The organism is Opitutus sp. (genome assembly GCA_024998815.1).
In the GTDB taxonomy this organism is placed as follows: Bacteria; Verrucomicrobiota; Verrucomicrobiia; order Opitutales; family Opitutaceae; genus Rariglobus.
Genome location: JACEUQ010000002.1, coordinates 542989 through 567500 on the forward strand (window position 1 = coordinate 542989; position 24512 = coordinate 567500).

At 61.1% G+C, this 24512-nt stretch carries 16 protein-coding genes and 2 rRNA genes (1 of these 18 running past the window's edge); 12 read left to right on the top strand and 6 right to left on the bottom strand.

Annotated features, from left to right (window positions below; genetic code table 11):
• Window positions 1-300 precede the first annotated feature (300 nt).
• Both H2170_10155 and H2170_10160 read right to left on the bottom strand, forming a co-directional pair.
• Window positions 301-1206, bottom strand: coding sequence for a hypothetical protein (locus tag H2170_10155; GenBank protein ID MCS6300449.1), 906 nt, complete (start codon window positions 1204-1206; stop codon window positions 301-303).
• Window positions 1207-1275: 69 nt separating this feature from the next.
• On the bottom strand, window positions 1276-2568 hold the full coding sequence (locus H2170_10160) for a PEGA domain-containing protein (GenBank protein MCS6300450.1): 1293 nt from the start codon (window positions 2566-2568) through the stop codon (window positions 1276-1278).
• A 173-nt stretch (window positions 2569-2741) separates the two neighbouring features.
• Between H2170_10160 and H2170_10165 the strand changes: the two genes are divergently transcribed.
• The 4 genes from H2170_10165 (at window position 2742) to H2170_10180 (ending at window position 7166) form a co-directional block, all read left to right on the top strand.
• The gene (locus tag H2170_10165) at window positions 2742-5393 is read left to right on the top strand and encodes a LysM peptidoglycan-binding domain-containing protein (GenBank protein ID MCS6300451.1); all 2652 of its coding nucleotides are present in this window, start codon (window positions 2742-2744) and stop codon (window positions 5391-5393) included.
• 196 nt (window positions 5394-5589) lie between these two features.
• A complete protein-coding gene (locus H2170_10170; GenBank protein ID MCS6300452.1) occupies window positions 5590-6450 on the top strand; it encodes a 3-methyladenine DNA glycosylase in 861 nt (286 codons plus the stop codon).
• A gap of 62 nt (window positions 6451-6512) precedes the next feature.
• A complete protein-coding gene (locus tag H2170_10175) occupies window positions 6513-6902 on the top strand; it encodes a hypothetical protein (GenBank protein MCS6300453.1) in 390 nt (129 codons plus the stop codon).
• A complete protein-coding gene (locus tag H2170_10180; protein MCS6300454.1) occupies window positions 6903-7166 on the top strand; it encodes a hypothetical protein in 264 nt (87 codons plus the stop codon).
• A 240-nt stretch (window positions 7167-7406) separates the two neighbouring features.
• Here the strand turns inward: H2170_10180 and H2170_10185 are convergent, their stop codons facing one another.
• Window positions 7407-8081: an ABC transporter ATP-binding protein gene (locus tag H2170_10185; protein ID MCS6300455.1), complete on the bottom strand. Its 675-nt coding sequence runs from the start codon at window positions 8079-8081 to the stop codon at window positions 7407-7409.
• Window positions 8082-8125: 44 nt separating this feature from the next.
• Between H2170_10185 and H2170_10190 the strand changes: the two genes are divergently transcribed.
• The 3 genes from H2170_10190 to H2170_10200 all read left to right on the top strand — a co-directional run bounded on the left by H2170_10190 (window position 8126) and on the right by H2170_10200 (window position 13936).
• Window positions 8126-8758: an arylesterase gene (locus H2170_10190; GenBank protein MCS6300456.1), complete on the top strand. Its 633-nt coding sequence runs from the start codon at window positions 8126-8128 to the stop codon at window positions 8756-8758.
• A 234-nt stretch (window positions 8759-8992) separates the two neighbouring features.
• Window positions 8993-11749 carry a pyruvate, phosphate dikinase gene (locus tag H2170_10195; GenBank protein MCS6300457.1) on the top strand — a complete coding sequence of 919 codons (2757 nt, stop codon included), beginning with the start codon at window positions 8993-8995 and terminating at the stop codon, window positions 11747-11749.
• A gap of 1209 nt (window positions 11750-12958) precedes the next feature.
• Entirely contained in the window at window positions 12959-13936 is a 978-nt protein-coding gene (locus tag H2170_10200; GenBank protein MCS6300458.1) for a hypothetical protein, read from the top strand.
• Window positions 13937-13960: 24 nt separating this feature from the next.
• Here the strand turns inward: H2170_10200 and tgt are convergent, their stop codons facing one another.
• Window positions 13961-16009, bottom strand: a complete 2049-nt coding sequence (gene tgt, locus H2170_10205) for a tRNA guanosine(34) transglycosylase Tgt (protein MCS6300459.1) — start codon at window positions 16007-16009, stop codon at window positions 13961-13963.
• A 203-nt stretch (window positions 16010-16212) separates the two neighbouring features.
• Between tgt and H2170_10210 the strand changes: the two genes are divergently transcribed.
• The 5 genes from H2170_10210 to dprA all read left to right on the top strand — a co-directional run bounded on the left by H2170_10210 (window position 16213) and on the right by dprA (window position 22208).
• Complete coding sequence (locus tag H2170_10210) at window positions 16213-16956, top strand: pyridoxine 5'-phosphate synthase (GenBank protein MCS6300460.1); 744 nt, start codon at window positions 16213-16215, stop codon at window positions 16954-16956.
• 23 nt (window positions 16957-16979) lie between these two features.
• Complete coding sequence (acpS, locus tag H2170_10215) at window positions 16980-17390, top strand: holo-ACP synthase (GenBank protein MCS6300461.1); 411 nt, start codon at window positions 16980-16982, stop codon at window positions 17388-17390.
• A 9-nt stretch (window positions 17391-17399) separates the two neighbouring features.
• The gene (locus H2170_10220) at window positions 17400-18875 is read left to right on the top strand and encodes an NAD(P)H-hydrate dehydratase (GenBank protein MCS6300462.1); all 1476 of its coding nucleotides are present in this window, start codon (window positions 17400-17402) and stop codon (window positions 18873-18875) included.
• Between the two features lie 64 nt (window positions 18876-18939).
• Window positions 18940-21084 (top strand): NAD-dependent DNA ligase LigA, encoded by a 2145-nt coding sequence (ligA, locus tag H2170_10225; GenBank protein ID MCS6300463.1) that lies wholly within the window; start codon window positions 18940-18942, stop codon window positions 21082-21084.
• Entirely contained in the window at window positions 21081-22208 is a 1128-nt protein-coding gene (gene dprA, locus H2170_10230; protein ID MCS6300464.1) for a DNA-protecting protein DprA, read from the top strand. The genes ligA and dprA overlap by 4 nt, the downstream gene beginning before the upstream one ends.
• Window positions 22209-22279: 71 nt before the next feature.
• Here the strand turns inward: dprA and rrf are convergent.
• Together rrf and H2170_10240 are read right to left on the bottom strand one after the other, a co-directional pair.
• Window positions 22280-22395: ribosomal RNA gene (gene rrf, locus H2170_10235) — 5S ribosomal RNA — on the bottom strand.
• Between the two features lie 119 nt (window positions 22396-22514).
• Window positions 22515-24512 (bottom strand): 23S ribosomal RNA (locus H2170_10240) (it continues 896 nt past the right edge of the window).

Consider the following 24512-nt stretch of genomic DNA (forward strand, 5'->3'; position numbering starts at 1 on the left):
CGAGAAGCTATAAGCGGAAAGCGATGTCATGCGGCGAGGTGCGACTAGAAGAAATGAAAACAGCGGAAGAAATGAACGAAAGGAATTGAGGCGGGAGGATCCAACTCCGTGTGAACTGGATCGTTAAAAGTAGCGCAGACTTCCCAGTCTGCCTCCGGTCGCTGGCCCAGAACCGGGGCCGAAGCAGACTGGAAGTCTGCGCTACGTCCCCGGGCCGAAGCAGACTGGAAGTCTGCGCTACTTTTTCGATCTAGGACGACACGGAGGTCGTCCCTCCGGGGCGGCACCCCCTGGTGGAGGTTAACCGTCGGTCGGCTCGACGACGTCGTCCTTCAGGCGGACCAGCGCGAGCTTGTCGATGCCGGTGTCTTCGATGATCTCGGCCTGCGAGTTCTGCGGGGTCACACGGCTGACTTTGACCTTACCAACCAGAACCTCTTCGCGGGTTTTGTCGCCGGTGTCGGGATCGACCAGTTCGTCGCCGAGGATGAAGACTTCCCACACTTGGCCGACCTTGATGCCGGAGGTGTCGTTGCGGTTAATGGTCACGACCTTGTCGCGCTTGGCGAGGACGCGGGCGGGGAAAATCGCGTCGGCAACGCGGGATGCGATTTTTTGCGCCATCTCGCGGGTGATGTCGGTGAGCAGGATGTCGCTGGACTCGCCGTTTTTACCCACGGTGTTTTCGGAGAGCTGGTCGGCTTGGCGGCGCGAGACTTGGAAGTTGGTGCTGGCGATGGCGCGCTGAGTGGCAACCTCGGTGATCTTGGCCACCGCTGACATCTCGATGACGCGGGCGGTCACGGTCTTGCCTAGGGCGGCAAGGCGGCGGGTTTCGACGCGGTCGTTAAAGCCGTCGATGCGGATGGTCAGCAGGTAGTCGGCTTGGTTGAACTGGAAAACCGTACCGGCGGCGGCGGATTCCTTGGCGAGAGCGTCGGCGTCGGAGCGCTCCAGAACCTCAAAGCGTTTGGTGCTGAGCACGCGGTCATAGACCTGGGAATCGAGCGCCTCGAGGACACTGGCAAGGGAGAGGCCGACGCCCTGCTGTGTCATGCGGGCCTTAACCGAGTCGGTGGGGGCGATCTTGGTGATGGCGATTTTTTTCTTGGCGGGAGGCGAAGCCGGAGCGGCGTCTTGGGCGAACAGGGCGCCGGTGAGCGCGACGCCGATGAGAAGCAGGGAGGCGAGACGGGGTGATTTCATGACAGGAAAAAGCGGGAGTTGAGTGTGGTTAAAAAGGTGGTCGGCAGATGAGTGCGAAGGCGACGCGGATTAGAAGGGGAAAATCGAGCGCCCCGAGCGGTCGCCGGCGTCCTTGCGCGCGGAGTTACCACGGTCGTTGGACTCGTTGATAACCGTGATGGCGGGGGCGGCCGTGGTGTTCACCTTGAAGCCGCTTTGTTCGAGCATCTTGGCCTTGCCCTCGAGAACCTTGACCTCGGCGTCGGTGAGTTTAGCGCCGTTCTTCAGGCCGTTGAGGAAGGTCGTGGAATCCTTCCAGCGGGCGTAGCCCTCGTCGCTCAGTTCAAGGGCAACGGTGAGCGATTGGCCGGAGACGAAGTTAACGGTGCGCTCGTAGGGTTTGAAGCCGGCGCGGGTGATGCGGAGTTTGCTCAGGCCGGGACGCACGGTGAGTTTGCCGGGGGCGGTGCCCACCGCGATGCCGTCGACCTCGACGGTGGCGGAAAGAGCCGAGACCTTCAGCTTGCTCTCGGAAATGGCGACGGTGTTTTCCACGCCGATACGGATGTCGGGGATGGTGAGATCGGCGGCCTCGGTTTGAAGCGTGATGGTTACGAGATTGGCCGCTGAGGGGGCCGTGATACGCCCACTGTCGATGCGCGACTTGAGTGAGGCGGCGACTTTGACGGAGGCTTGGTCGAGTAATTCATCGAGGCTGTCGGTGCCACCTTGGATGGCGTTGGGCGTCTGCTGGACGATCGTGGAAACCTTGACGGTGTCGGAGGCGAGACTCGCGCCGGACTGGCCGTCGAGAATCTTGTAGGTGAGGCGCACGGTGCGGGTCTCGTTAACGGCCTTAACGCCATAGGCGTCAATGGCGCGCACTTGGACGTCGTAGCTGGCTAGAGTAACCTGCAGGAGGTAATCGGCGCCCAAGGTTTGGGCGAGGCGCAGGGCCGAAGTATTCTGGGCGAGGGCGGTGTCGAGGGCGTTGGTGGAACCGGGTGCATCGATCTTGGCCACGGCATTTGAGGAGGTCTCACGGCTGATGACCCCGACGCCCAGATCGGTCACTCGAGAGGTAACGTAGTCCTCGAGGGACTGAACCTTGGGATCGCCCACCGGGCCGGCGCGATTGGCGACGAAGATGGCGGCCTTGTAAGTTTTGGCGACGGCCTCGCGCTCCTTGGCGGTGGTGGTCGTGACCTTTTCAGTCACGGTTTTGCCGTCCTTCACGTAAGTGCGGGTCTCAACCGAGGTCGTTGGTGCAGCGACCTCGCGGTCAACGGTGACCGTCGACTGGGCAAAGGACGGGGTCATCGACGCGGAAAACGCGAGACCGAGCAGGGCTGCGAGCGAGAAAAGCAAGCGAGTGGGTTTCATGCAAAAAGGAATAGGACGCGATAAATGGCAGAGCTTGGACGCCTTGCGCAGCCAAAAGTGGCACTATTTTTTCCAGTTAGAAAACGGCAATGGGGCAAGCGCCCACTCATTGCAAATGCCGCTTTGCAAACCCGCCAGCGCCGGACATGTGTAGGGTTAATCTCTTTTACGGCATGACCACCCCTCTCTCACTCCGCCTGCGTCTCAGCCTCGTCCTTGGTCTTTATGGCTCCGCGCTGCTCGCCCCCGCCAGCTTCGCCCTCACCTCAAGCGAGGTCGATTCACTCACCACCAAGGCATCCCGTGGCAACGCCATCGCCCAATACACCCTCGGACTCGCCTTGGCCGACCCCCGCGAACCCGCCTACGAGCCCGCCCAGGCCTATGTCTGGCTGAGCCTCGCCAGCCTCAACGGCACGACCAGCAAGGCGCTTTCAACCCTTACCCAACAGTTGAGCCCCGCCGACCTCGCCGAGGGCAAACGCCGCCTCGAAGCCGCCATCGCCGACCCGGTCAGTCCGGCCATCTCGCCCATCACCTCCAGCGCGGAATCGAACGCCAACTCCCCGGTGATTTCGCGCCCCGCCGCCCCCCACCTCGCCGACCCGGACAAACTCGGCATCGAGCTTGCCGCCGCCCATAAGGAAAAAGAGCTGGTCAAGGCCGAGCTGACCGCGCAACTGGCCGACACCCGCAAACGCATCGCCATCGCCGAAGCGGCCCTCCAGAGCAAAGACCGCGAGATTACCCTACTGAGCGCCCGCCTCACCGACCCCAACCGCACCCTCGCCGGCGGTGTAAACCCTCCCTCCAACCCCGTCACCACGGCAGCCCCCGCGCCCGCGGCCGCCGAACTCACGTCGCTGCGCAACGAGCGCGACCAGCTCCAGATCTCCGCCAACGCCACGGCCAACGAACTCGCTGAACTGCGCGCCAAGTTCGCCAAATCCACCTCCGAAGTGAATGCGCAACGCGAAAAACTCGAGCGCCTCAGCGCCGACGTCACCGCCGCCCGCCGCGCCCAAGCCCTCGCCGAAGCCGAAGGCGGCAACCTCAAGGCCGCCGCTCAACTCGCCGCCGCCGAACGCCGCACCGCAGCCGCACAACTCAAGACCGCCACCGCCGAGCTCGCCGCCGTCAAAGAAGCCGCCGCCACCCCGACCGCCCCCGCTCCCCAGGCCGCCACGGTTAAGGCCCTCGAAACCGAGCTGGCCTCCCTCACCACGCGCCTCACCGACGCCAACCACCTCGCCACCACCGCCCAGACCGACCTCGCCGCCAAACACGCCGAAATCACCGCCCTCCAGGCCCGCGTCGATGCCGCATCCCTTACCTCCGGCAGCCTACCTGCCCTTCAGTCCGAGCGCGATCGCCTCGCCGAAACGCTGAAGTCCCGCGATCAGGCCCAGGCTCAACTCACCGCCCAACTCACCCAAGCCACCGCCGAAGCCGCCGGCCTGCGTGGTCAAATCGCCCAACTCCAATCCGCCGCAACTACCTCGGCCACCGAGTTAACCGCCCTGCGCACACAGGTGTCTGCCGCCGCTCAGGCCGCCGCAACCTCGGCCACCGCCTCCCAATCCGCAGCCGCCCAGAACGCCACTGAACTGGAAGCCCTGCGCGCCCAACTCGCCGCCGCTCAACGCACGCTCGCCGAACAGCGCACCGCCCTTGACCAAACCGCCGAGGTCGCCGGCCTGCGTAGCCAAATCGCCCAGCTCCAGTCCGCCGCGGCAGCCTCGAGCACCGAGTTAACCACCCTGCGCGCCCAAGTGGCCGCTGCGACCCAAGCCGCCGCTACCGCCGCCAAGACCCCCGCCTCAGCCGCCGTCCCGCCCGCGACCGCCGCCGAACTGGAGGCGCTGCGCACGCAACTCGCCGCCGCCCAAACCACCATCGAAGAGCAACGCACTGGCCTGACCCAAGCGGTCGAAAACTTGGCCGGCGCACGCAAAACCATCAGCCTAATCACTGCCGACCTCGTTGCAGTCCAGGATCTCCTGCGCGAAGCCCGCACCCCGAACGCGGCCACCCAGACGCCCATGCCGGCGCAAGTCTACCCGGCCGAACTGGAGGCCGCAGCGCGCCTGGCCGAACTGGAAAAAGCCAAGACAACCTCCGACACCCAACTGGCCGCCGCCCTGCGCTCGTTCACCTTGCAACAAACCGAGATCACCCGTCTCCAGACCGCTCTCGCCAGCATCAACGACGAATGCATCGCCACGGGCGCCAAACTCGCCGCCGCAACCACCGAGTTAAGCACCCTGCGCCCACAAGCCGCCTCGGCCTCCGCCGCTACCACTGAGACCGAAATTTTACGCGCCCAGCTCACCTCTGCCCGCCGCGCCGCTGCCGACCAAAGCACCGCCGCCGCCGCGGCTGCCGTCGACCTGGCCGATGCCCGCAAAACCGTGGACGCAGCCACCGCCGAACTCGTTACCACGCGCGACCAACTGCGGCAGACCCAGGCCACAGCGGAGGCCACCGCCATCGAGCTCCAGCAGGCCAAAACCCGCCTGGCCCTGGCCGGCAGTCTGCCCGCCGGCACCACGCCCTCGCGCCCCGCCCCATTCCCAACGATCACGCTTAACCTGCCACCAGCCCGGCCCGCGGCCCCGGTTGCGCAGCCCCCAGTGGTTAAACTGGAAGCGCCAGCAGTGGCCGCCGCCCGCTATCACACGGTCGGTGCGGGTGACTCCCTCTCGCGCATCGCTAAGCAGTATTACGGTAACTCCAACCGCTGGAACGAAATCCTCGAAGCCAACCGCGCCGTCATCCGCAACCCGGACAACCTCACTGCTGGAACCAAGTTGCGCATCCCCTGACCGCACCCTCCGGCAATCGTTCTCTTTCTCCAACTCCTGCTCGTTCTCGATGCCGGAGGCCTAACTTCCCACTCAGGACGCACCTGACGGCGACGCCAGCCCTGCCGCCGCACGCTTCCCCACGATGCCCCTCTCCACCGCGCCCCGCCCGCCTTCAGTCGGCGCCCCCGCCTCCCCTGACGCACCGCCGTCGCAGTTGCTGCCGGAAGCCGTCTGGCGTGCCCAGCAACAGGCCCACCAGGAGCGCGTGGCACTTTGGGCGGACCCTCACCTCGCCCGCGCCTCCCGCGGCGAGAAACACCCGGTCTACGACTTCCTATTCACCTACTACGCCTTCCGCGCCGCCTGGCTGCGCCAATGGCACCCGGGCCCCGACGTCACCCTCGCCGGTGAAGCCGCCCACGAATTCCTCCGCTGGCCCGAATACCGCGAAACACCCGCCGGCGTCCGCCTCGATCCGTCCAGCCTGCCCGCCAAACGCCGTACCTCCTTGATCTGGATCCGCGACCTGCTCGCCGCCACGACAACGCGCGCGCCGGCCTTTGGCTGCTTCGGGCTGCACGAATGGGCCATGGTGTACCGCCAAACCCCCGCCGAGGTGCGCCACAACGCCTACCCCCTGCGCTTCGCCCCCGAGGAACTGGCCCGCATTGTCGAAAGCCAACCGCTGCGCTGCACCCATTTTGACGCCTTCCGGTTTTTCACCGCCCCGGCCCGACCGCTCAACAAACACCAGCCCAATCGCGACACCCTCAGCGAGCACGAGCAACGCGGCTGCCTGCACGCCAACATGGACCTCTACAAATGGGCCTCCAAACTCGCGCCCTTCACCCCCAGCGACCTGCTGGCGGACTGCTTTGAGCTGGCCTACGATCTGCGCGAACTCGACATGCGCGCCAGCCCCTACGATCTGGCGGCGCTGGGGTTTTCCCCGATCCCGATTGAAACCCCGGAAGGCCGCATGGAGTACGAGCGCCAGCAACGCGCTTTCACTGCCCGCAGCGAACCCCTGCGCGCCCGCTTACTCGGCCTGTGCGAAACCCTTTTATCGGCATAGCGGGGTAAAAAAAACGTAAAACCGCTTGCCAGTCGTTTAAATATAAACGACTTCAAGCCCGTATGAAATCAATCAAGCCTCTCGCTTGCTTGGTTACCCTCCTGCTTTGCGGTTACCCCTTTAACACCGCAAAGGCCGACACCGTGCGCACCTGGACCGACGTCCAGGGCCGCTCCATCAACGCCCGCCTGCTGCACACCGATGCCAGCAAGACCACCATTGAAATCGAACGCGCCGACGGCGTTCGTTTCACCCTGCCCCTCGCGCGCCTGAGTTTTGCCGACCAGCAGTTCGTGCAAAATTGGGTTCCTGAACCGGAGTCCCCGGGCGCTCCAGCCACCTCCGAAGCGCCCTCGGCCGCTTTGACCGAACTTTCCTCGGCAAACTGGGAATGGCTGAAGCAGGCCGGCAGCATGACGGCCCGCAACTACGTCAACTCCCCTGCCGACTAATTGCTCACGGCGCTCAACGCCCGCCTCACCGGGGCTCGTTCCGCCGCCGTGAAAGACTCCATCAAGGGCGTGCGCATCGATGCGGACGCCGATCTCACGGAAATCAACATGGAGACGACCACTACGGTCAGTCTGGCCACGTTCTTCAAGGAGTTGGCCGAACAAAACAGCCTGCAACTGCGCGTCGATACCAGCGGTTTCCTCGTATTGCAGCGCGTGCCCACTTCGGCACCGAAGAGGACGATCAAGTTCCTCGGGATGTAAAGCCACCCACGTTTCGATTTGAGGCTTTAACGCAAAGGCGCAAGGGCGCAGAGAAGAGCAAAAAATCATTTCATTGTAATACTTTACGAACTTTTCGCCTTGGCGACTTTGCGTTAAAAATAGCCCCTTTCCTTTAAGCTATTGGCATAATTTCGGATTAAGGACTCGGTATTTTATTCGCGTTGGAGGGTTCTTCTGTGTGCCGCGGGCAAAAATTCCGGTTCCTGGCCGTCCTCACCCTCATTCCACCACGCGCCCGTCGCGCAGGCGCAGCACCCGGCCGCATTTTTTCGCCAGCTCCAGGTCATGCGTCACCAGCACCAGCGTCGTACCCGCTTCGCGGTTTAACCCAAAAATCAATTCGACCATCGCATGCGAGGTCGCCCCATCGAGGTTACCCGTCGGCTCGTCGCAGAACAAAATCTTTGGCTTGTTGATAAACGCCCGCGCGAGCGCCACCCGCTGCTGCTCTCCACCCGAAAGCTGGATCGGGTAATGCCCCTCGCGCGCACCCAGCCCCACGCGCTGCAGCAACGCCCGCGCCTCGCCATCCCGCCCGCTTTCGCCGCGCAGCTCCAGCGGCACCAACACGTTTTCCAGCGCCGTGAGCGTCGGAATCAGCTGAAAATTTTGAAACACGAAGCCGACCTGCTGATTGCGCACCCGGGCACGCTCGTCCTCGCCAAGTCCGCCCAGCGCCTCACCCGAGATGGACACCTCGCCACCACTGGGCCGGTCAAGCCCGGCACACAGCCCGAGCAAGGTCGTTTTGCCGCTGCCCGACGGCCCGACGATCGCCAGACTCTCGCCCGCACTCAGGGCAAAACTCACCTCATGCAAAACCGTGATCAGCCCGGCGGTGGTCGGATAGGTTTGGGTGAGCCGCTCGACTTTTAAAATAGGGTGTTCACTCATGGTTGGGCCATGACCCAATCGCCTGCCAACCGTTTCGCAACCCGATGAAGGTTATCATTTCGCTCCTCGTTTCCATCGCGCTGGGATTCGCGACGCTGCTCGCCGCCGAGCCCGCGCCCAAAACCATCCTCTTTTACGGCGACAGCCTCACCGCCGGTTACGGCCTGGACGACGCCAGCACGCAGGCGTTTCCCGGCCTCATTCAGCAAAAAATCACCGCCGCCGCCCTGCCCTACCGCGTCATCAACGCCGGCCTGAGCGGGGAAACCACCGCCGGTGGCCTGCGCCGTATCGATTGGGTGTTGCGCGTGCCGGTGGACATTTTCGTCCTCGAACTCGGCGGCAACGACGGCCTGCGAGGATTGCCCCCCGCCGTAGCCGCCAAAAACCTACAAGCCATCATCGACCGGGTGCGCGTAAAAAACCCGGCGGTTAAAATCGTCATCACCGGCATGCAGATGCCCGTGAGCATGGGTGAGGATTACCGGCAAAAATTTGCCGCCATTTTCCCGGCGCTCGCCGAAGCCAACCAAGCCACGCTGCTGCCGTTTTTATTGGAAACCGTGGGCGGCGAACTGGAGCTCAACTTGGCCGATGGCGTACACCCCAACGCCGCCGGCCACCGGATCGTGGCGGAGAACGTGTGGACGGCGCTTAGCCCGCTGCTGCGCGAGTAGGGGGCAAACCGCAGGCTCAGCGAAGCCTGCAAGGGGATGAGTATAACGTTGCCGCTCCACTGCGCCTGTCCGCCAGGTGAGATTGCGCCTTATCGCGCGACCAGTGGCCCTCGCACAAAATCCCAATAAATCGCATTGAACACATTCTCCCAATATGTGTCACAATGTGCCAGTCCATGGCGCTTCACTTACTAATGAGTCATTCGCCGGGCTACACCCGCACATTCCCCTCTAATGTCACCCGCCCATCTGCCTTCCCAAACTCATCAGTCGCCCACTCCCGTGGCTCCTAAATACCTTTATACATGGGGTTCCGGCCACGCCGAGGGCAACGGCGGGATGAAAAACTTGCTCGGCGGTAAGGGCGCCAACCTCGCCGAGATGACCCGCATCGGCCTTCCCGTGCCTCCCGGTTTTACCCTCACCACTGAGGTATGTACTTATTATTACGATCACGCCCGCACTTACCCGGCATCGCTGCAGGCCGATATCGAGGCAGGCATCCATAATATGGAACAAATCATGGGCTACCGTTTCGGCGACGCCGATAATTTTCCGCTGCTGGTCGCGGTGCGTTCCGGTGCGCGCGAATCCATGCCCGGCATGATGGATACTATTCTTAATCTTGGCTTGAACGACCAGACCGTCCTCGCCCTCGCCCGTGCTACCCAGAACGACCGCTTCGCCTGGGACTGTTATCGCCGCTTTATTCAGATGTACGGCGATGTCGTGCTGGGCGTGCAAAAAGGCCCGCACGAAGACCATGAACCCTTCGAGGTCGCCATCGCTTCACTTAAACACGAGCGCTACCAAGCCGAAATCGACGACGCGCTGCTCACCGCCGCCGACCAACAGGAGCTCGTTAAGCGTTTCCAGGCGATTGTCTTGGAACGCACCGGCAAGGCGTTTCCGTCTGATCCGTGGGAACAATTGCGCGGTGCGGCGGGGGCCGTTTTTGGCTCGTGGATGAATGACCGCGCGATGGTTTACCGCGCGAAGTACCACATCCCCAGCGAGTGGGGCACGGCCGTCAATGTTCAGGCCATGGCTTACGGCAACACGGGCGAAACCTCCGGCTCCGGCGTGGCGTTTACGCGCAACCCAGCTAACGGTATCAACGAGTTCTACGGCGAGTTTTTGCTCAACGCACAGGGCGAGGACGTCGTCGCCGGTGTGCGCACCCCGTTGCCCGTCGCCGACCTCGCGCAAAAAATGCCCGCCTGTTACGCCGAATTGCTGCGCGTGCGCACCGTCTTGGAAACGCATTTCCGCGACATGCAGGATATCGAGTTCACCATCCAGGAGGGTAAGTTGTTCATGTTGCAGACGCGCAACGGCAAGCGAACTGCCACGGCAGCTCTCAAGATCGCCCTCGATCTCCACCGCGCCGGAGTCATCGACTGGCGCACCGCGGTCTTGCGCAATCCCGCCGACCAACTCGATCAACTGCTCGCGCCAATCTTCGATCCGCGTGAGCTCGCCAAACTCACGCCACTGGCCACCGGTTTGCCCGCCGGTCCGGGCGCGGCTTCGGGGCGGATTTATTTCAACGCCGAGCGTGCGGTTCAGGCCGCCGCCCAGGGTGAAAAGGTCATCTTGGTACGCCTCGAAACTTCGCCCGAGGACCTGCGCGGCATGATCGCCGCCGAGGGTATTTTGACGGCGCGTGGCGGGGTGTCCTCGCACGCTGCGCTGGTTGCCCGCCAGATGGGTAAAGTCTGCGTGTGCGGGCTTGCGGCCTTGCACATCGACTACGACCACAAGCGCTTGCGGATCGGAACAAGCGATTTCAGCGAAGGCGATGCGCTCTCCCTCGACGGCACCCTCGGCCACGTTTACGCCGGATTGGTTAAAACCGCGCCGTCGGAGATCATCGCCGGTTTGCTGCACGCCGACCCGCTCGCCCGCGCCACCGAAAAGTTCAAGGACTACGAGCAACTCATGCAGTGGTGCGCCGAGGCGACCCGCCTGCAAGTGCGTACCAACGCCGACACACCCGAGCAGACGCGCCAAGCGTTGGCGTTTGGCGCAAGCGGCATCGGTTTGATCCGCAGTGAACACATGTTTTTCGCCGGCGACCGCATCGACGCCATGCGCGAGATGATTCTGGCTGACAGCGCCCACGCCCGCGAAGCCGCGCTAGCCAAATTACTCCCGTTTCAACGCGACGACTTCATCGGGATTTTCAGCGCGCTCGACGGCTTGCCGGCGACCATCCGCCTGCTCGATCCGCCGTTACACGAGTTTTTGCCCCACACGCACAAGCAACAGCTCGACCTGGCCCGCAAGCTCGACTTGCCACTGGAAAAAATCGTGCAACGCGTCCAGTCGCTCGCCGAGTTTAACCCGATGCTCGGCTTCCGTGGCTGCCGCCTGGGCATCAAATACCCGGAGATCACGGTCATGCAGGCGCGGGCAATTTTTGAGGCCGCAGCGAGCGTGCCCAACGCCCAGCCTGAAATCATGGTGCCGCTGGTGGGTTTCAAAAAGGAACTCGATCTGCAAGTCGGGCTCATCCACGAGACCGCCCGCGCGGTCATGGCGGAGCGCGGAGTCACTTTAAATTACACGGTCGGCACGATGATCGAGGTACCGCGCGGCGCACTGACCGCCGACGAAATCGCCCACACCGCCGAGTTTTTCAGCTTCGGCACGAACGACCTCACGCAGACCTGCCTGGGCATGTCGCGCGACGACATCGGCGGTTTTTTGATTCCCTATCAGGAGGCCGAAATCTTGAAGGCCAACCCGTTCGCCACGCTTGATCAGAGCGGGGTCGGGCAGTTGATCGAGATCGCGATTGCCAAAGGACGGCGGACGCGTCCTGGGCTCAAGCTCGGGTTGTGCGGCGAACACGGCGGCGACCCGACCTCGGTGCGTTATTGTCACCAAATTGGGCTGACGTATGTGTCGTGTTCGCCGTTCCGCGTACCGGTGGCGCGTTTGGCGGCGGCGCAGGCGGCGCTCAGCGATGCGGTGGCGAACGGCTAAACGTGAGAGGGTCCACCCTCGTGTGGACTGGTTCGGAACGGACGACACGGAGGTCGTCCCTCCGGCCGAACTCGTTCTCTAACTCCTACTCGTTTTCTCGCCCGAGGCCTTTTTCGGCCTGCGGACTTCGACATAGGGAGCGATCAACGGCTCCCTCGCGGTTAATCCCCGACCCGAACAACGAAAAACTGGGGGTGGCCCGTGATGCGTTTCTCGAACTCCGGGCGAGCGTCCGCAGCGACGTCGGGTGGATATTTAGAATGGCTGCGGCTCCAACGGCCGAGCCATTCGGCATCATGTAGGCGCGCAGTCGCGGGGGTGCATGAGCGTGAACTCCGCAGCGGTCCACAGCCCCATGTCGGCGTTGGTTTCGACCGCTTCGTCGTGAATGAATCCAGCGCCAGCTGAATGATTTTTTCTAATAGGCACTTAAGTTAAGCGTAATTTTGCCGTTATAGGTGCCGCTGCATGCACCCCGTGACCCAAAAAACGCAAACCGGCTCACGCCGCTTCAACCCAGGCTTGGGTGCTTGGGTGCTTGGGTGCTTGGGTGCTTGGGTGCTTGGGTGAGCAAACGAAAGCAGGGCTTTATCGAGCCGTTTCGTTGTCCGGACACTTCAGTGCAGGCATCACTTAACCCTCGGCACAGCTACCCCACCCTTTAGCGCGACCCACCGTAGTTCGTTCTGACTCGGCACCGCATCACCTCAAATCATCACGCCCAATTTTTTTAAAACCACCATGAGCAACCTCACCATCGGCAAAAAGACCAACCTCGCGATCCTGACATCATTCTCACTGATCGCTGTTATCGGCACATTACTCTACCTCAACACCCTCCAATTCATAAAAACCCACCACTGGGTTGAGCATACCAACCAGGTCACGGGGAACGTCGACAAACTCGTCGCGTCCTTGGTCAATATGGAGACGGGCGTGCGCGGCTTTTCCGTCGGTGGCGAAGACAAGTTCCTCGATCCCTATAATTTCGGCAAAGCCGACTTCGAAAAAACCATGGCGGAAACCTTGAGTTTGGTGAGCGACAACCCGCCTCAAGTCGGCCGCCTCACCAAATTAGCTGAAGCCGAAGCGACTTGGCTAAAAACGGACGTCGTGCCGACGATCGAAATGCGCAAACAAGCGGTCGGCGACAGCGCAAAGCTGGCCGAATTCATTGCGAATTTTAACCAGGCCAAGGGCAAGGCGCAGATGGACGGCATGCGTGCCATGGCCAAGGAGATCATCGATATAGAACTCGCCTTGCTTGAGATCCGTGCGGCCAATTTCACGAAGGCCGCCAATAACTCCAAATCATTCATTTCCATTGGCCTACCTATTGGCATGCTCATCGGCTTGGGCTTGTTGATCTGGGTCATTCGCGGCGCGGTTCGCTCAATCACCCAAATCGCCGCGACCCTCACTGCCGGCGCCAATGAGTTCACCAGCTCCGCGACCCAAGTTTCCAGTTCCAGCCAGAAATTGGCCGAAGGTGCCAGTGAACAAGCCGCCTCACTTGAGGAAACCAGCGCCACGCTCGAAGAGATGTCGAGCATGACCAACCGCAACACCGGCGACGCCGAAAAAGTGAACCAACTTGCCCGCGATGCCCGCGCCGCAGCCGACAATGGGGTAAATGACATGAATGCCATGATCATCGCGATGAACGATATCCGCAGTTCGAGTCAGGATATCGCCAAAATCATCAAGAGCATCGACGAAATCGCCTTCCAGACCAACATTCTCGCCCTCAATGCCGCCGTCGAGGCCGCCCGCGCTGGTGAAGCGGGCGCCGGGTTTGCCGTGGTGGCGGACGAAGTGCGCAGCCTCGCTCAACGGGCCGCGTTGTCGGCAAGGGAAACCTCGGGCAAAATTGAAACGGCGCTGACCAAAACAACCCTAGGCGCGCAACTCACCGAGAAGGTTTCCGTCAGCCTGCAGGAAATCGTTTCCAAAGTCCGCCAGGTCGACGAACTGGCCTCACAAGTTGCCTCCTCATCAAAAGAGCAAACACAAGGCGTCCAGCAGCTGAACGACACCGTGCGGCAGATGGACAAGGTGACTCAGGACAATGCAGCCACAGCGGAGGAAACCTCCAGTGCATCCGAGGAACTGAACGCCCAGGCTAAAACGTTGCAGGAAACCGTTGCCGCGCTTCTCCAGTTGGTGGAAAAACCCAAGCAGGCGTAGGGGCGTACAGGTTCCGGCGGCGGGTTAAACCCCGGCCGGACCACCGAACTGGGGGTGGCCCGTGATGCGTTTCTCGAACTCCGGGCGAGCGTCCGCAGCGACGTCGGGTGGATATTTAGAATGGCTGCGGCTCCAACGGCCGAGCCATTCGGTACCCAGTAGCCGCGCCGGGTGACAGGGAGCGGTCGGGTCGTCGATATGGCTAAACGCCACCGTGGTGGTCGCCTTGGGCCCCGTGCCGACACCTTCACCCACGAAGAAACCGGAGCGCAGTAGCGCCACGCGCACCGAAGTGGCGGCGGAGTAAGTGTAGAGCTCGGCGGGGCGTCCGCCGCACTGACGATGTATTCGTCCGAACACGTCAGCAGTCCACAGGCCGGTGTCCGTTTTGGCGGAAAACGGATCGTAGAAAATCAGGTCGGGTGCGGGGGAGCTTTCGAGGTGCGCAAGGAAGTCGCCGTGGTGGAGCGTCCACGCGATCAGGCTGGCGGGATTCACCCAGCGTTTTTCGCGCAGCAGCACGTGGGGCGCGGGGTGGCGCAAATGGGGAAACGCCGAGGCGTAGCGGGCAGCCAAGGTGAGCGGATCGAGGTCGCACTCGAAACTCACGATGTGCAGCGGGCGCAGCGCGTCGGCACCTAGGGCGGCCGCCTGTTGCTCGGCGCAGCGCAGAGCCGCCATGGCGTTGGAGGCGGCACCGAGGCCCACGTCCCAGATCACCAGGGGCGAGGTGCCTTCGGGCGTGCGGCGGAGCAGGCGTTCGGCCAGGCGCGATTGGGTAATGTAGAGGCGGTTGGCTTCCACTTCGGGAGCTGAAACGGAGTGCATGACCTCGCCCGAACTCAGTTGGCGAATACTGGAAAACGTCCCGCAGTGGGAGCGGTGAATGTCGTAGTCGCCCAGCGTGGGAACGGTCGGCGGGCGGGCGGGCGCGGGATGAACGGGCGGATTGGCCTCGTCGTCGCGGTCGAGTTCGTGGCGTTTGATTTCGTAGTAGGCGGCGAAGGTGCTGTCGAAAATGGCGGCCCGCATCTCCGCCATCAGCCGGTGGTAAAAGGCGATATTGTGATGGGCAATCAACTGCCAGCCGAGGGTTTCGTCGCTCTTGATCAGGTGATGGATGTAGGCGCGTGAATGCTTGCGGCAGGTCGAGCAATCGCAGCGGGCGTCGAGCGGCTCGTCGGCGAGTTTATAGACGGCTCGGCGAAAGTGGATTTTACCGTGGGAGGTGAAGGCGGTGCCGCGCTGGGCGAGTTGCCCGGGGATGATGCAGTCGAACATGTCCACGCCGCGATGCACCGCCTCCAAAATGTCGATCGGGGTGCCCACGCCCATCAGGTAGCGAGGCAGGTTTTCGGGTAACTCGGCTGTGACGATCCCGGTAAACTCGTAGCGCTGGGCGTGGGTTTCACCGACGGCGAGGCCGCCGATGGCGAGGCCGTCAAAGGGCAAGTTGCGCAGGTACGCGGCGCTGCGCAGGCGCAGGTCGCGGTGGCAGGCGCCCTGGACGATACCAAAGAGAGCCTGGGGCGATTCGCCGCGGGCGCGCAGCGAGCGCTCGGCCCAGCGGTGCGTCAGGTGCATGGCGGCCTCGGCGGTGGCGTGGTCGGCAGTCGAGGGAATGCACTGGTCGAGCACCATCATGATGTCGCTGCCAATGGTGCGCTGCATGCCGATGCTGGATTCAGGCGAAAGGTGGTGCAGAGAACCGTCCACGTAGCTGCGAAACGTGGCGCCGTCCTCAGTCATTTCCCGGTCCTCCGGCAGCGAAAAAATCTGAAAGCCACCCGAGTCGGTCAGAACCGGGCGGTCCCAGTCCATAAACCGGTGGATGCCTCCGAACTTTTTAAACACCTCGGGGCCGGGACGGAGGAGGAGGTGAAAGGTGTTGGCCAAAAGACACTGGGTGCCGAGGGCGCGCAGGCCGTCGGCGTTCATGTTTTTAACCGTGGCCTGAGTGCCGACCGGCATGAAGACAGGCGTGCGCACCTCGCCGTGGAGGGTCTGGAAGCGGGCGGCGCGGGCGCGGGTGCCGGGGGCGGTTTTTTCGAGCTGAAAGGCGAGGCGGGACATGGTGGCGAAGAGGCGCTGGCTGCGGGAAAACGACGGTGGTGGGTTCGAACCGTGCGAGCGGGCAAGGCGGAGGCGATGCCGAAAACCGTTTCCCGCGAAATTCCCCTGCGGCGGGGCGACAACGGTTCGCAGAAGCGAACCCGGCGTTTTCTTGGCGTGTCTTTCGAATCTTTCGTGGTAACCCTCTGCCCTCTTCGCAAACCATGATTCTTCTCGGCGTTAATATCGACCACTGCGCTACCGTTCGTCAGGCCCGTTATCGCGGCTACAACCAGACCGCCCCCGGCCCCGTTGAACCGGATCCCGTTGCCCTAGCCGTGTTATCCGAGCGCGCCGGTGCCGATGGCATCACCATCCATTTACGTGAAGACCGCCGCCACATCCAGGAGCACGACGTCTGGCGGCTCAAGGAAGTGGCCACCACGCGCATCAACCTAGAGTTAGCCTGCACGCCGGCGATGATCGACTTCGCCCTGAAAGTGCGCCCCCACTCGGTGTGCGTGGTGCCGGAAAGCCGCGAGGAAATCTCCACCGAGGGCGGACTCGATGTGGTGGCGCGTCGCGCCCAGGTCAAAGCCTGCATCGAGGCGATGAACGCCGCCGGTATCATCACCAGTCTTTTTATCGACGCCGATCCAGCTCAGATCGACCTGAGCGCCGAACTGGGTGCGCCCTGGATCGAGCTGCACACCGGCTCCTGGGCCAACGCCTGGCTCACTCCGGACCGCGCCACCGAATTCTCCCGCCTGAAACAAGGTGCGCTCCGTGCCCACGCCGCCGGGTTGGTCGTCAACGCGGGCCACGGCATAAATTACGACAACGTGACTGAGATCCGCACCCTGCCCCACGTTCACGAACTCAACATCGGCCACACGATCATCAGCCGCGCCCTCACCACCGGCATCGAGGCTGCCGTGCGCGACATGAAGCGCCTCATGAATCCCTGATTTTCCGCCCACGAAACACTCCGATGAACCTCCAACTCCCCCCCGGCGGACTACTCCTCGGCCTTGGCTCCGACCTGATCGACATCGAGCGCATCCGCGGTGTACTCGATCGTCAGGGCGAGCGCTTTCTCGATCGGGTGTTTACGGACGAAGAGCGCGCCTACTGCCTCGGCATGAAGCACCCGCACAAACACCTCGCCGCCCGGTTTGCGGCCAAAGAGGCGGTGGCCAAAGCGTTCACCACCGGGATCGGCGCGGAGCTGGGCTGGAAATCTATTTCAGTTTACCACGGCATTCGCCACGAGCCGCTGGTTCGCCTCGACGAAGCGGGCGAGGCGCTGCTCAAACACGTCGGCGGCACCCAAGTGATCCTCACGCTCTCGCACACCGACACTGCGGCGATGGCCGTGGCAGCGATCGTCCGTGCGGTGTAGTTTCAGCCCATGAACGCGGCGCCCCCGATCCTCACCTGCGCCGAGTCGCAAGACTTTGAGTCAGCCTGGTTCGCCGGCGACGAAGCCCGCGAATGGGCTGCGATGCAGCAAGCAGGGCGCGCGGTAGCTGAGGCGATTTTAACCGATTTCCGCGAACTCGGCGCCTTTCCTGCAAATGCGCGGGTCTTGGTCCTGGCCGGCAAAGGCCACAATGCCGGCGACGCCCTCATCGCCGCACGCCGCCTGCACGAACTGCACCCGCTGGCGCGCATCCAAGTGCTTTTTGTTTTTGGTGAACGCCCCCTGCGTCAACTAGCCCAACGCGCATGGCTCGACCTCGCGCCGGTGGCCACTCGAGCCAGCCAACCGCTGGCCGGAACCTACGACGTGGTGCTCGACGGCGTATTCGGTTATCAATTTCGCCCGCCGCTGCCGCCCGAAGTCGCCACCGTGCTGGCGGCGGTTAACGCCCTCGATGTGCGCCTGCGCGCCGCCGTGGACCTACCCAGCGGCCTCGACGCCCCCGAGGCATTCCAAGCGGATTTTACCTACGCCACGGGCATAGTTAAAACCCCACTGCTCACCCTGCCCCGCGCCGGCCGAATCCGTTATCTCGACCTCGGCTTTTTCAACACCCCTCCTGCCGCGGTCGATCCAAAGTGTCACCTATTAGGTGACACTTTCCCGCACCGGGTACTCACGCCATCCGTGCTCGAAACGCTGCGGCAACTGCGACGCTCGGGCACCGACAAACGCAGCTACGGGCACCTTTTAATTGTAGGTGGCTCGCGCGCCTACCCGGGTGCGGTTTTGATGAGCGTACTGGCCGCCCTGCGCAGTGGCGTCGGGTTAGTCACCGCCTTCGTGCCGGAATCCCTCGCACCGGCCTTCGCGGCGCAGGCCCCCGAGGCGATGTGGGTGGGTTGGCCCGAGACGCCCGAGGGCAGCCTAGCGTTGGAAGGAACCCACTTGTTGCGCGAAAAAGTCGCCCGCGCCACCGCGCTCCTCATCGGTCCCGGCCTGGGCCGCGAACGCGAACCTCTCGCCTTAGCCAAAGACATCGTGGGCCATTCGCCTGTGCCTGTGGTAATCGACGCCGACGCCCTCCAACCCGACATCGTGGACGCGGGTACAGTAGCACGAATTTTGACGCCCCACGCCGGCGAATATGCACGTATCGCCGGGGCGCTCACGCCCTCGATGGTGATCATAAAAAAAGGCCCGACCACCCAGGTATGCGCAGGCGCGAAGACCTACCACAGTTTCTACGGCGGCCCCGTTCTCGCCCGTGGCGGTAGCGGCGATCTTCTAGCCGGGCTTACCGCAGGCCTCTTGGCCCAAACTCCAAATGACGAAATCGGCGCGGCCTGCCGTGGTACAGTCTGGCATGGGCTGGCTGCCGACGCCCTTGCCCAGACGCACGGCCAAGTGGCGGTCAACGTCACCCAGTGTCTCGATTTTTTACCGCAGGTTTTACGCTTATAACGGTTTTGCCGACACCGTGGCGGAGAATGCTGTCTGAGAAGGGGCGGGGAGAGTCCCCGCACCTATGCTCCCTACCCGCCCGCGAATCACTTGGCTTAAAAACTTCCGCGTAACTGCCGCCGCCCTGGGACTTGTCGTCGCCCTTGCTGGCCCCGCTCACGCCCAGAACTCAAACGCGGTACCGAACAGCCCCACGCCCAAACAGGAATCCGCTCCGGCCAACGCCCGCCTCATCTGGCTACGTGCCGAGATCGCCCGACACGACGAACTGTATTTCAAAAAAAACGCGCCCGAGATCAGCGACGCCGCCTACGACTCGCTGAAACAAGAGCTACGCCAACTGGAGCAAGCCCCAGCCAACGAGAGCTCTAGCGTTTCGGAATTGAAATCCGTGCCTTCCGTGGGTGATGACCGCAGCGGCGGATTCACCTCCACCGTACATCGGCAACCGATGCTCAGCTTAGAAAAAGCGTACACCGAAGCCGAATTGCGGGCATTTATCCAGCGGGTCGAGCGACACACCGGAAGCAGCAAACTCAACTGGGTGATTGAGCCGAAATTTGACGGCCTGGCGATCAGTGTGACCTACGAAAACGGGCGACTGGTTCGAGCGGTCACGCGCGGCGACGGGCTACAAGGCGACGATGTGACCGAAAACGTGAGCACCATCCCCGGCCTGCCTCCGACATTACCCAACGGCTACCCGCCGGTCGTGGAGTTACGAGGCGAAGTGTATATCGATTATGCGACGTTTGCGCGGCTCAACGTTGAGCGCGAAGAGGCCGGCGACCCGCCCTTCACCCAGCCTCGAAATCTCGCAGCCGGAACACTCAAATTACATGACTCCAGGGAGGTGGCTAGGCGGCATCTCAGCATCGTGTTTTACGGACTGGGCGCGTGGGAAGGTTCGCCAGCAAAACCCACCACACAGCAGGCGTTACACGCGCTGGTGCGCGATTGGCATTTACCCGGAGTCGACTCCTTTAAAACGGCTCATACGCCCGAGGAAATCTGGGCTGCGGTGACGCGACTTGAACGGCAACGCGCCAGACTTGGATTTCCAACCGATGGAGTTGTGGTAAAAGCCGACGACTGCGCGGTACAGGAGGCGCTAGGTGTCAGTGCCGAGGCACCGCGTTGGGCCATCGCCTACAAATTCCCTCCCGAACGCGTTTCTACCCGCCTGAGGGCGATTACCCTTCAAGTGGGGCGAACCGGCATCATCACCCCGGTGGCTGAGTTGGATGCAGTGGTGATTGGCGGCACCAAGATTGAACGCGCCTCGTTATATAATGCCGATGCGATTACCCGCCGCGATCTACGGATTGGCGACTGGGTTTACGTCGAAAAAGCAGGCGAAATCATACCCGTGGTCGTCGGCCCAGATGCGAGCATGCGAACATCTGCGGTGACACCATTCGAATTCCCGCTGCGCTGCCCAGCGTGTGAGGGGAAACTCGTGCGCAACGAAGGCGAAGCGACGACACGATGTGTCAATCGCGAGTGTCCCGGCCAAGTGAAACGGCGCATTGAGCACTACGCTTCGCCCGAGGCCGCCGGCATCAAGGGGCTGGGGCCCGTTGCCATCGCCGCATTGGTGGACGGGCGAAAGGTTAAAACCATCGCCGATCTTTACCGGCTGCGGTCGGATGACCTGGTGAATATCGGCGATGTTGCCGAATCGGTCGCGGGGCAACTCATAGAGCAAATCGAGCAGAGTAAAAAGACCCGGCTGCCACGGTTGATCTATGGCCTCAGCATCCCCGGTGTTGGACGAGCCGCGGCGAAGGAATGGGCGGCAAGCTTTAGCCATTTAGCCCCGTGGTCAGCGGCTAACCGAACTGCGCTGAGCAACCCCGATTCACTGCGATCGACACCACTGGAGGCCTTTTTCAGTCAGCAGCACAATTTCATGCTCATCGACGATCTCCTGTCGTTGGGGGTGAGTCCCAAAACAGAGGAGGCGCTTCAAGCGAGCGGCCCGCTAAGCGGGAAAACGGTGGTGATTACCGGAGCCTTGCCAAGTTGGACCAGGGCCGAAGCGAAGCAGCACATCGAGGCGGCGGGCGGACGTGTTACCGAAGCAGTGAGCCGACGTACCCACCTTGTGGTTACGGGCGAGGGAGCTGGCGCCAAGTTAGCCGAAGCCCGTTCGCTCGGTATCGAAATCCTGGATGAAGCCGAACTCCGCAAAAGATTAACCCAATGACAACCACCGAACTCACTAAACAACAGGCGCTTATTGTTCTTAATGCACTTCCCCACATAGGACCTATAACACTCAACCGAATATTATCCGAATTGGGATCCGATCCGCGGGAGGTGTTCACCGTCGGATCGCGCCGGCTCGAAGAAATTCAGGGGGTTGGGCCGGTGATCAGTGCAACCATTGGAGGATGGCGCGAACACTTCGATTTGGCCCGCGAAGAGGAGCGCATGCTCCTGACGTCAACGAGTTTCGTTACCTCGTGCGACACCGCCTACCCGCCCCGGCTTCTTGAAATCGACAGTGCGCCCATAGGTTTGTATCGGAAAGGCAATTACGCCTTTAACCAGCCCAATGTAGCCATCGTTGGCAGCCGACGCACCACGCTCTACGGTCAAAGTGCGGCGAAAAAGCTCGGCGCGGAACTGGCCAACTTGGGGTTTTGCGTGGTGAGCGGACTGGCGCGCGGCATCGACACGGCGGCCCATGAAGGTGCGTTATCCGCTGGAGGTAAAACAGTTGCCGTGTTGGGCAACGGGATCGACATCATCTACCCAGCGGAAAACTTGGGGCTTTATCGCCAAATAGCGGAGACTGGGGCGTTGTTATCGGAATTCCCCTTTACGCGTCGCGCCGACAAGCAGTCCTTTGCGATGCGCAATCGCATTGTTTCAGGAATGAGCGATGCGGTGGTCGTGGTGGAAAGCGGAGCCAGTGGTGGAGCCATGATCACCGCGAGATTTGCGGGTGAACAGGGCCGACTCCTTTTCGCAGTTCCAGGCCGGATTGACCAACCCTCCAGTGCGGGGTGTCACCAACTCATTCGTGATGGCGCGACATTACTCACCTGCGTGGACGATATTCTGTCAGAGTTAAACTACCTCGATGGTCTTCGGCCTTCATCGATACCGGAAAAGACAACCGGCGGAACCGCGCTGGCGGCATCGAATCTCACGCCTGATGAAAAGTTGGTGTACGGGTGTTTTTCTGGAGGGGCAATAATCAGCATGGATCAAGTAAGCTCGCAAACGGGCCAACCGATTGGGCAACTGTCGGCTTCGCTGATGATGCTGGAGCTGAAACGTCTGATCGCAAAACGAGCAGACGGAACATACGAAGCGCGCTGAGCAAAGGCGCAGGTGCTAGGCCTAAAAACGAAGAAGCCCCGTAAACTGCTTTCGCAATCTACGGGGCATAAACCTGGCAACAACCTACTCTCGCGGGGCCTAACGCCCTACTACCATTGGCTGCTCGGGGCTTAACGGCCGTGTTCGGGATGGGAACGGGTGGAACCCCCGGCAAATAATCACCAGGAAAACTGAATCCAAAGTATAAACTTTGGATAATTGGATAATAAAGACTAAGTCCTAAATAGTATTACTTAAAAGTAAGTGAAATAAACGCCTAGAGAGGCTGTCTGCATAAACCGATAAGGTTATTAGTAGCAGTAAACTGAACGTATCGCTACGCTTACATTTCTGCCCTATCAACCGGGTGGTCTACCCGGACCTTACACCGTCTTGCGACGGATTGTGATCTTATCTTGGGATGGGCTTGGCGCTTAGATGCTTTCAGCGCTTATCCCTTCCGAACATAGCTACCCGGCGCTGCCACTGACGTGACAACCGGAACACCAGAGGTTCGTCATTCTCGGTCCTCTCGTACTAGAGAATGAACCCCTCAAATCACAAACGCCCACAGCGGATAGAGGACCGAACTGTCTCACGACGTTCTGAACCCAGCTCGCGTACCACTTTAATCGGCGAACAGCCGAACCCTTGGGACCTTCTCCAGCCCCAGGATGTGATGAGCCGACATCGAGGTGCCAAACCGCGCCGTCGCTGTGAACGCTTGGGCGCGATCAGCCTGTTATCCCTAGCGTACCTTTTGTCCTATGAGCGATGGCGATTCCACATTCAACCACCGGATCACTTGAACCTGCTTTCGCAACTGATCGACTTGTAGGTCTCACAGTAAAGCCCCCTTATACTCATGCGCTCTATAGCCCGATTACCGACCGGGCCGAGGGGACCTTCGTAATCCTCCGTTACTTTTTGGGAGGATTCCGCCCCAGAAAAACTGACCTGCTATCACTGTCCCACAACCAGTTAATGGTATGAGGTTAGACGCCTAATCAACATAGAGTGGTATTTCACATTGTGACTCTGCCTGATCCTGAAACCAAGCTTCAAAGTCTCCCACCTATTCTACGCAATGAAAATCAAGCGACAATAACAGCTTACAGTAAAGGTGCATAGGGTCTTTCCGTCCTGCTGCGGGTAGGCGGCATCTTCACCGCCACTACAATTTCACCGAGCTTCTCTCCGAGACAGTCATCAACTCGTTACACGATTCGTGCGGGTCGGAACTTACCCGACAAGGAATTTCGCTACCTTAGGACCGTTATAGTTACGGCCGACATTCACGGGGGCTTAGACGCGAAGCTTGCACCTCACGCTTTCACCTTTCCGCATTGGTCACGTGTCACTCCCTATACGTCGTCTTGCGACTTAGCAGAGAGCTGTGTTTTTGCTAAACAGTCGGTTGATGCGCTTAGCTGCGGCCCCTCGCGGGGCACCCCTTATACCGAAGATACGGGGTCAATTTGCCGAGTTCCTTAGAGAGATTTCACTCGCGCGCCTTAGTATACTCAACTATTCCACCTGTGTCGGTTTACGGTACGGGCACTTCATAAACTAACTCCGAAGCTTTTCTTGGAAGCATGGTATCGGACAATCTCCCTCGGCCGTGGCTTTGGGATCCCATCGTCATTCACATTAAGCAGGTATTTTATCCCCTGCGAAGCTACTGACTTGGACGACGATTCAACACGTCGCTGTACTAACCTTCTCCGTCACTCCTGAGGTCAAACGTTTATGTAGTGGTGCAGGAATATTAAACCTGCTTGGCATCGATTATTCCTTACGGCCTCATCTTAGCACCCGACTAACCCTGGGAGGACGAACCTTCCCCAGGAATCCTTGGAATTAAGGCGAGATGGATTTTAACCATCTTTATCGTTACTTATGTCTGCATTCTCACTTCCAAGCGCTCCATGGTCGGTTGCCCCTTCCACTTCGCTGCACTTGGAACGCTTTCCTACCACTTAACCTTGCGGTTAAATCCATAGCTTCGGTATACGGCTTAAGTCCCGATCATTTTCGGCGCAAATTCGCTCGATGGGTCAGCTGTTACGCACTGTTTAAATGATGGCTGCCTCTAAGCCAACATCCCCATTGTCTAAGCAAATTCACATCCTTTTTCACTGAGCCGTATTTTGGGACCTTAACTGATGGTCTGGATTATTCTCCTTTTGACAATGCAGGTTAGCCCGCACTGTCTGACTCCCGAGCTTCACTCGATGGTATTCGGAGTTTAATTAAGTTCAGTACCCCGGTAGGGGCCCTAGCTTATTTAGTGCTCTACCTCCA

Coding starts and splice junctions, on each gene's coding strand:
- H2170_10155 (MCS6300449.1), bottom strand. CDS start 1,206: ATGAAATCACCCCGTCTCGCCTCCCTGCTTCTCATCGGCGTCGCGCTC.
- H2170_10160 (MCS6300450.1), bottom strand. CDS start 2,568: ATGAAACCCACTCGCTTGCTTTTCTCGCTCGCAGCCCTGCTCGGTCTC.
- H2170_10165 (MCS6300451.1), top strand. CDS start 2,742: ATGACCACCCCTCTCTCACTCCGCCTGCGTCTCAGCCTCGTCCTTGGT.
- H2170_10175 (MCS6300453.1), top strand. CDS start 6,513: ATGAAATCAATCAAGCCTCTCGCTTGCTTGGTTACCCTCCTGCTTTGC.
- H2170_10185 (MCS6300455.1), bottom strand. CDS start 8,081: ATGAGTGAACACCCTATTTTAAAAGTCGAGCGGCTCACCCAAACCTAT.
- H2170_10190 (MCS6300456.1), top strand. CDS start 8,126: ATGAAGGTTATCATTTCGCTCCTCGTTTCCATCGCGCTGGGATTCGCG.
- H2170_10195 (MCS6300457.1), top strand. CDS start 8,993: ATGTCACCCGCCCATCTGCCTTCCCAAACTCATCAGTCGCCCACTCCC.
- H2170_10200 (MCS6300458.1), top strand. CDS start 12,959: ATGGACGGCATGCGTGCCATGGCCAAGGAGATCATCGATATAGAACTC.
- tgt (MCS6300459.1), bottom strand. CDS start 16,009: ATGTCCCGCCTCGCCTTTCAGCTCGAAAAAACCGCCCCCGGCACCCGC.
- H2170_10210 (MCS6300460.1), top strand. CDS start 16,213: ATGATTCTTCTCGGCGTTAATATCGACCACTGCGCTACCGTTCGTCAG.
- acpS (MCS6300461.1), top strand. CDS start 16,980: ATGAACCTCCAACTCCCCCCCGGCGGACTACTCCTCGGCCTTGGCTCC.
- H2170_10220 (MCS6300462.1), top strand. CDS start 17,400: ATGAACGCGGCGCCCCCGATCCTCACCTGCGCCGAGTCGCAAGACTTT.
- ligA (MCS6300463.1), top strand. CDS start 18,940: ATGCTCCCTACCCGCCCGCGAATCACTTGGCTTAAAAACTTCCGCGTA.
- dprA (MCS6300464.1), top strand. CDS start 21,081: ATGACAACCACCGAACTCACTAAACAACAGGCGCTTATTGTTCTTAAT.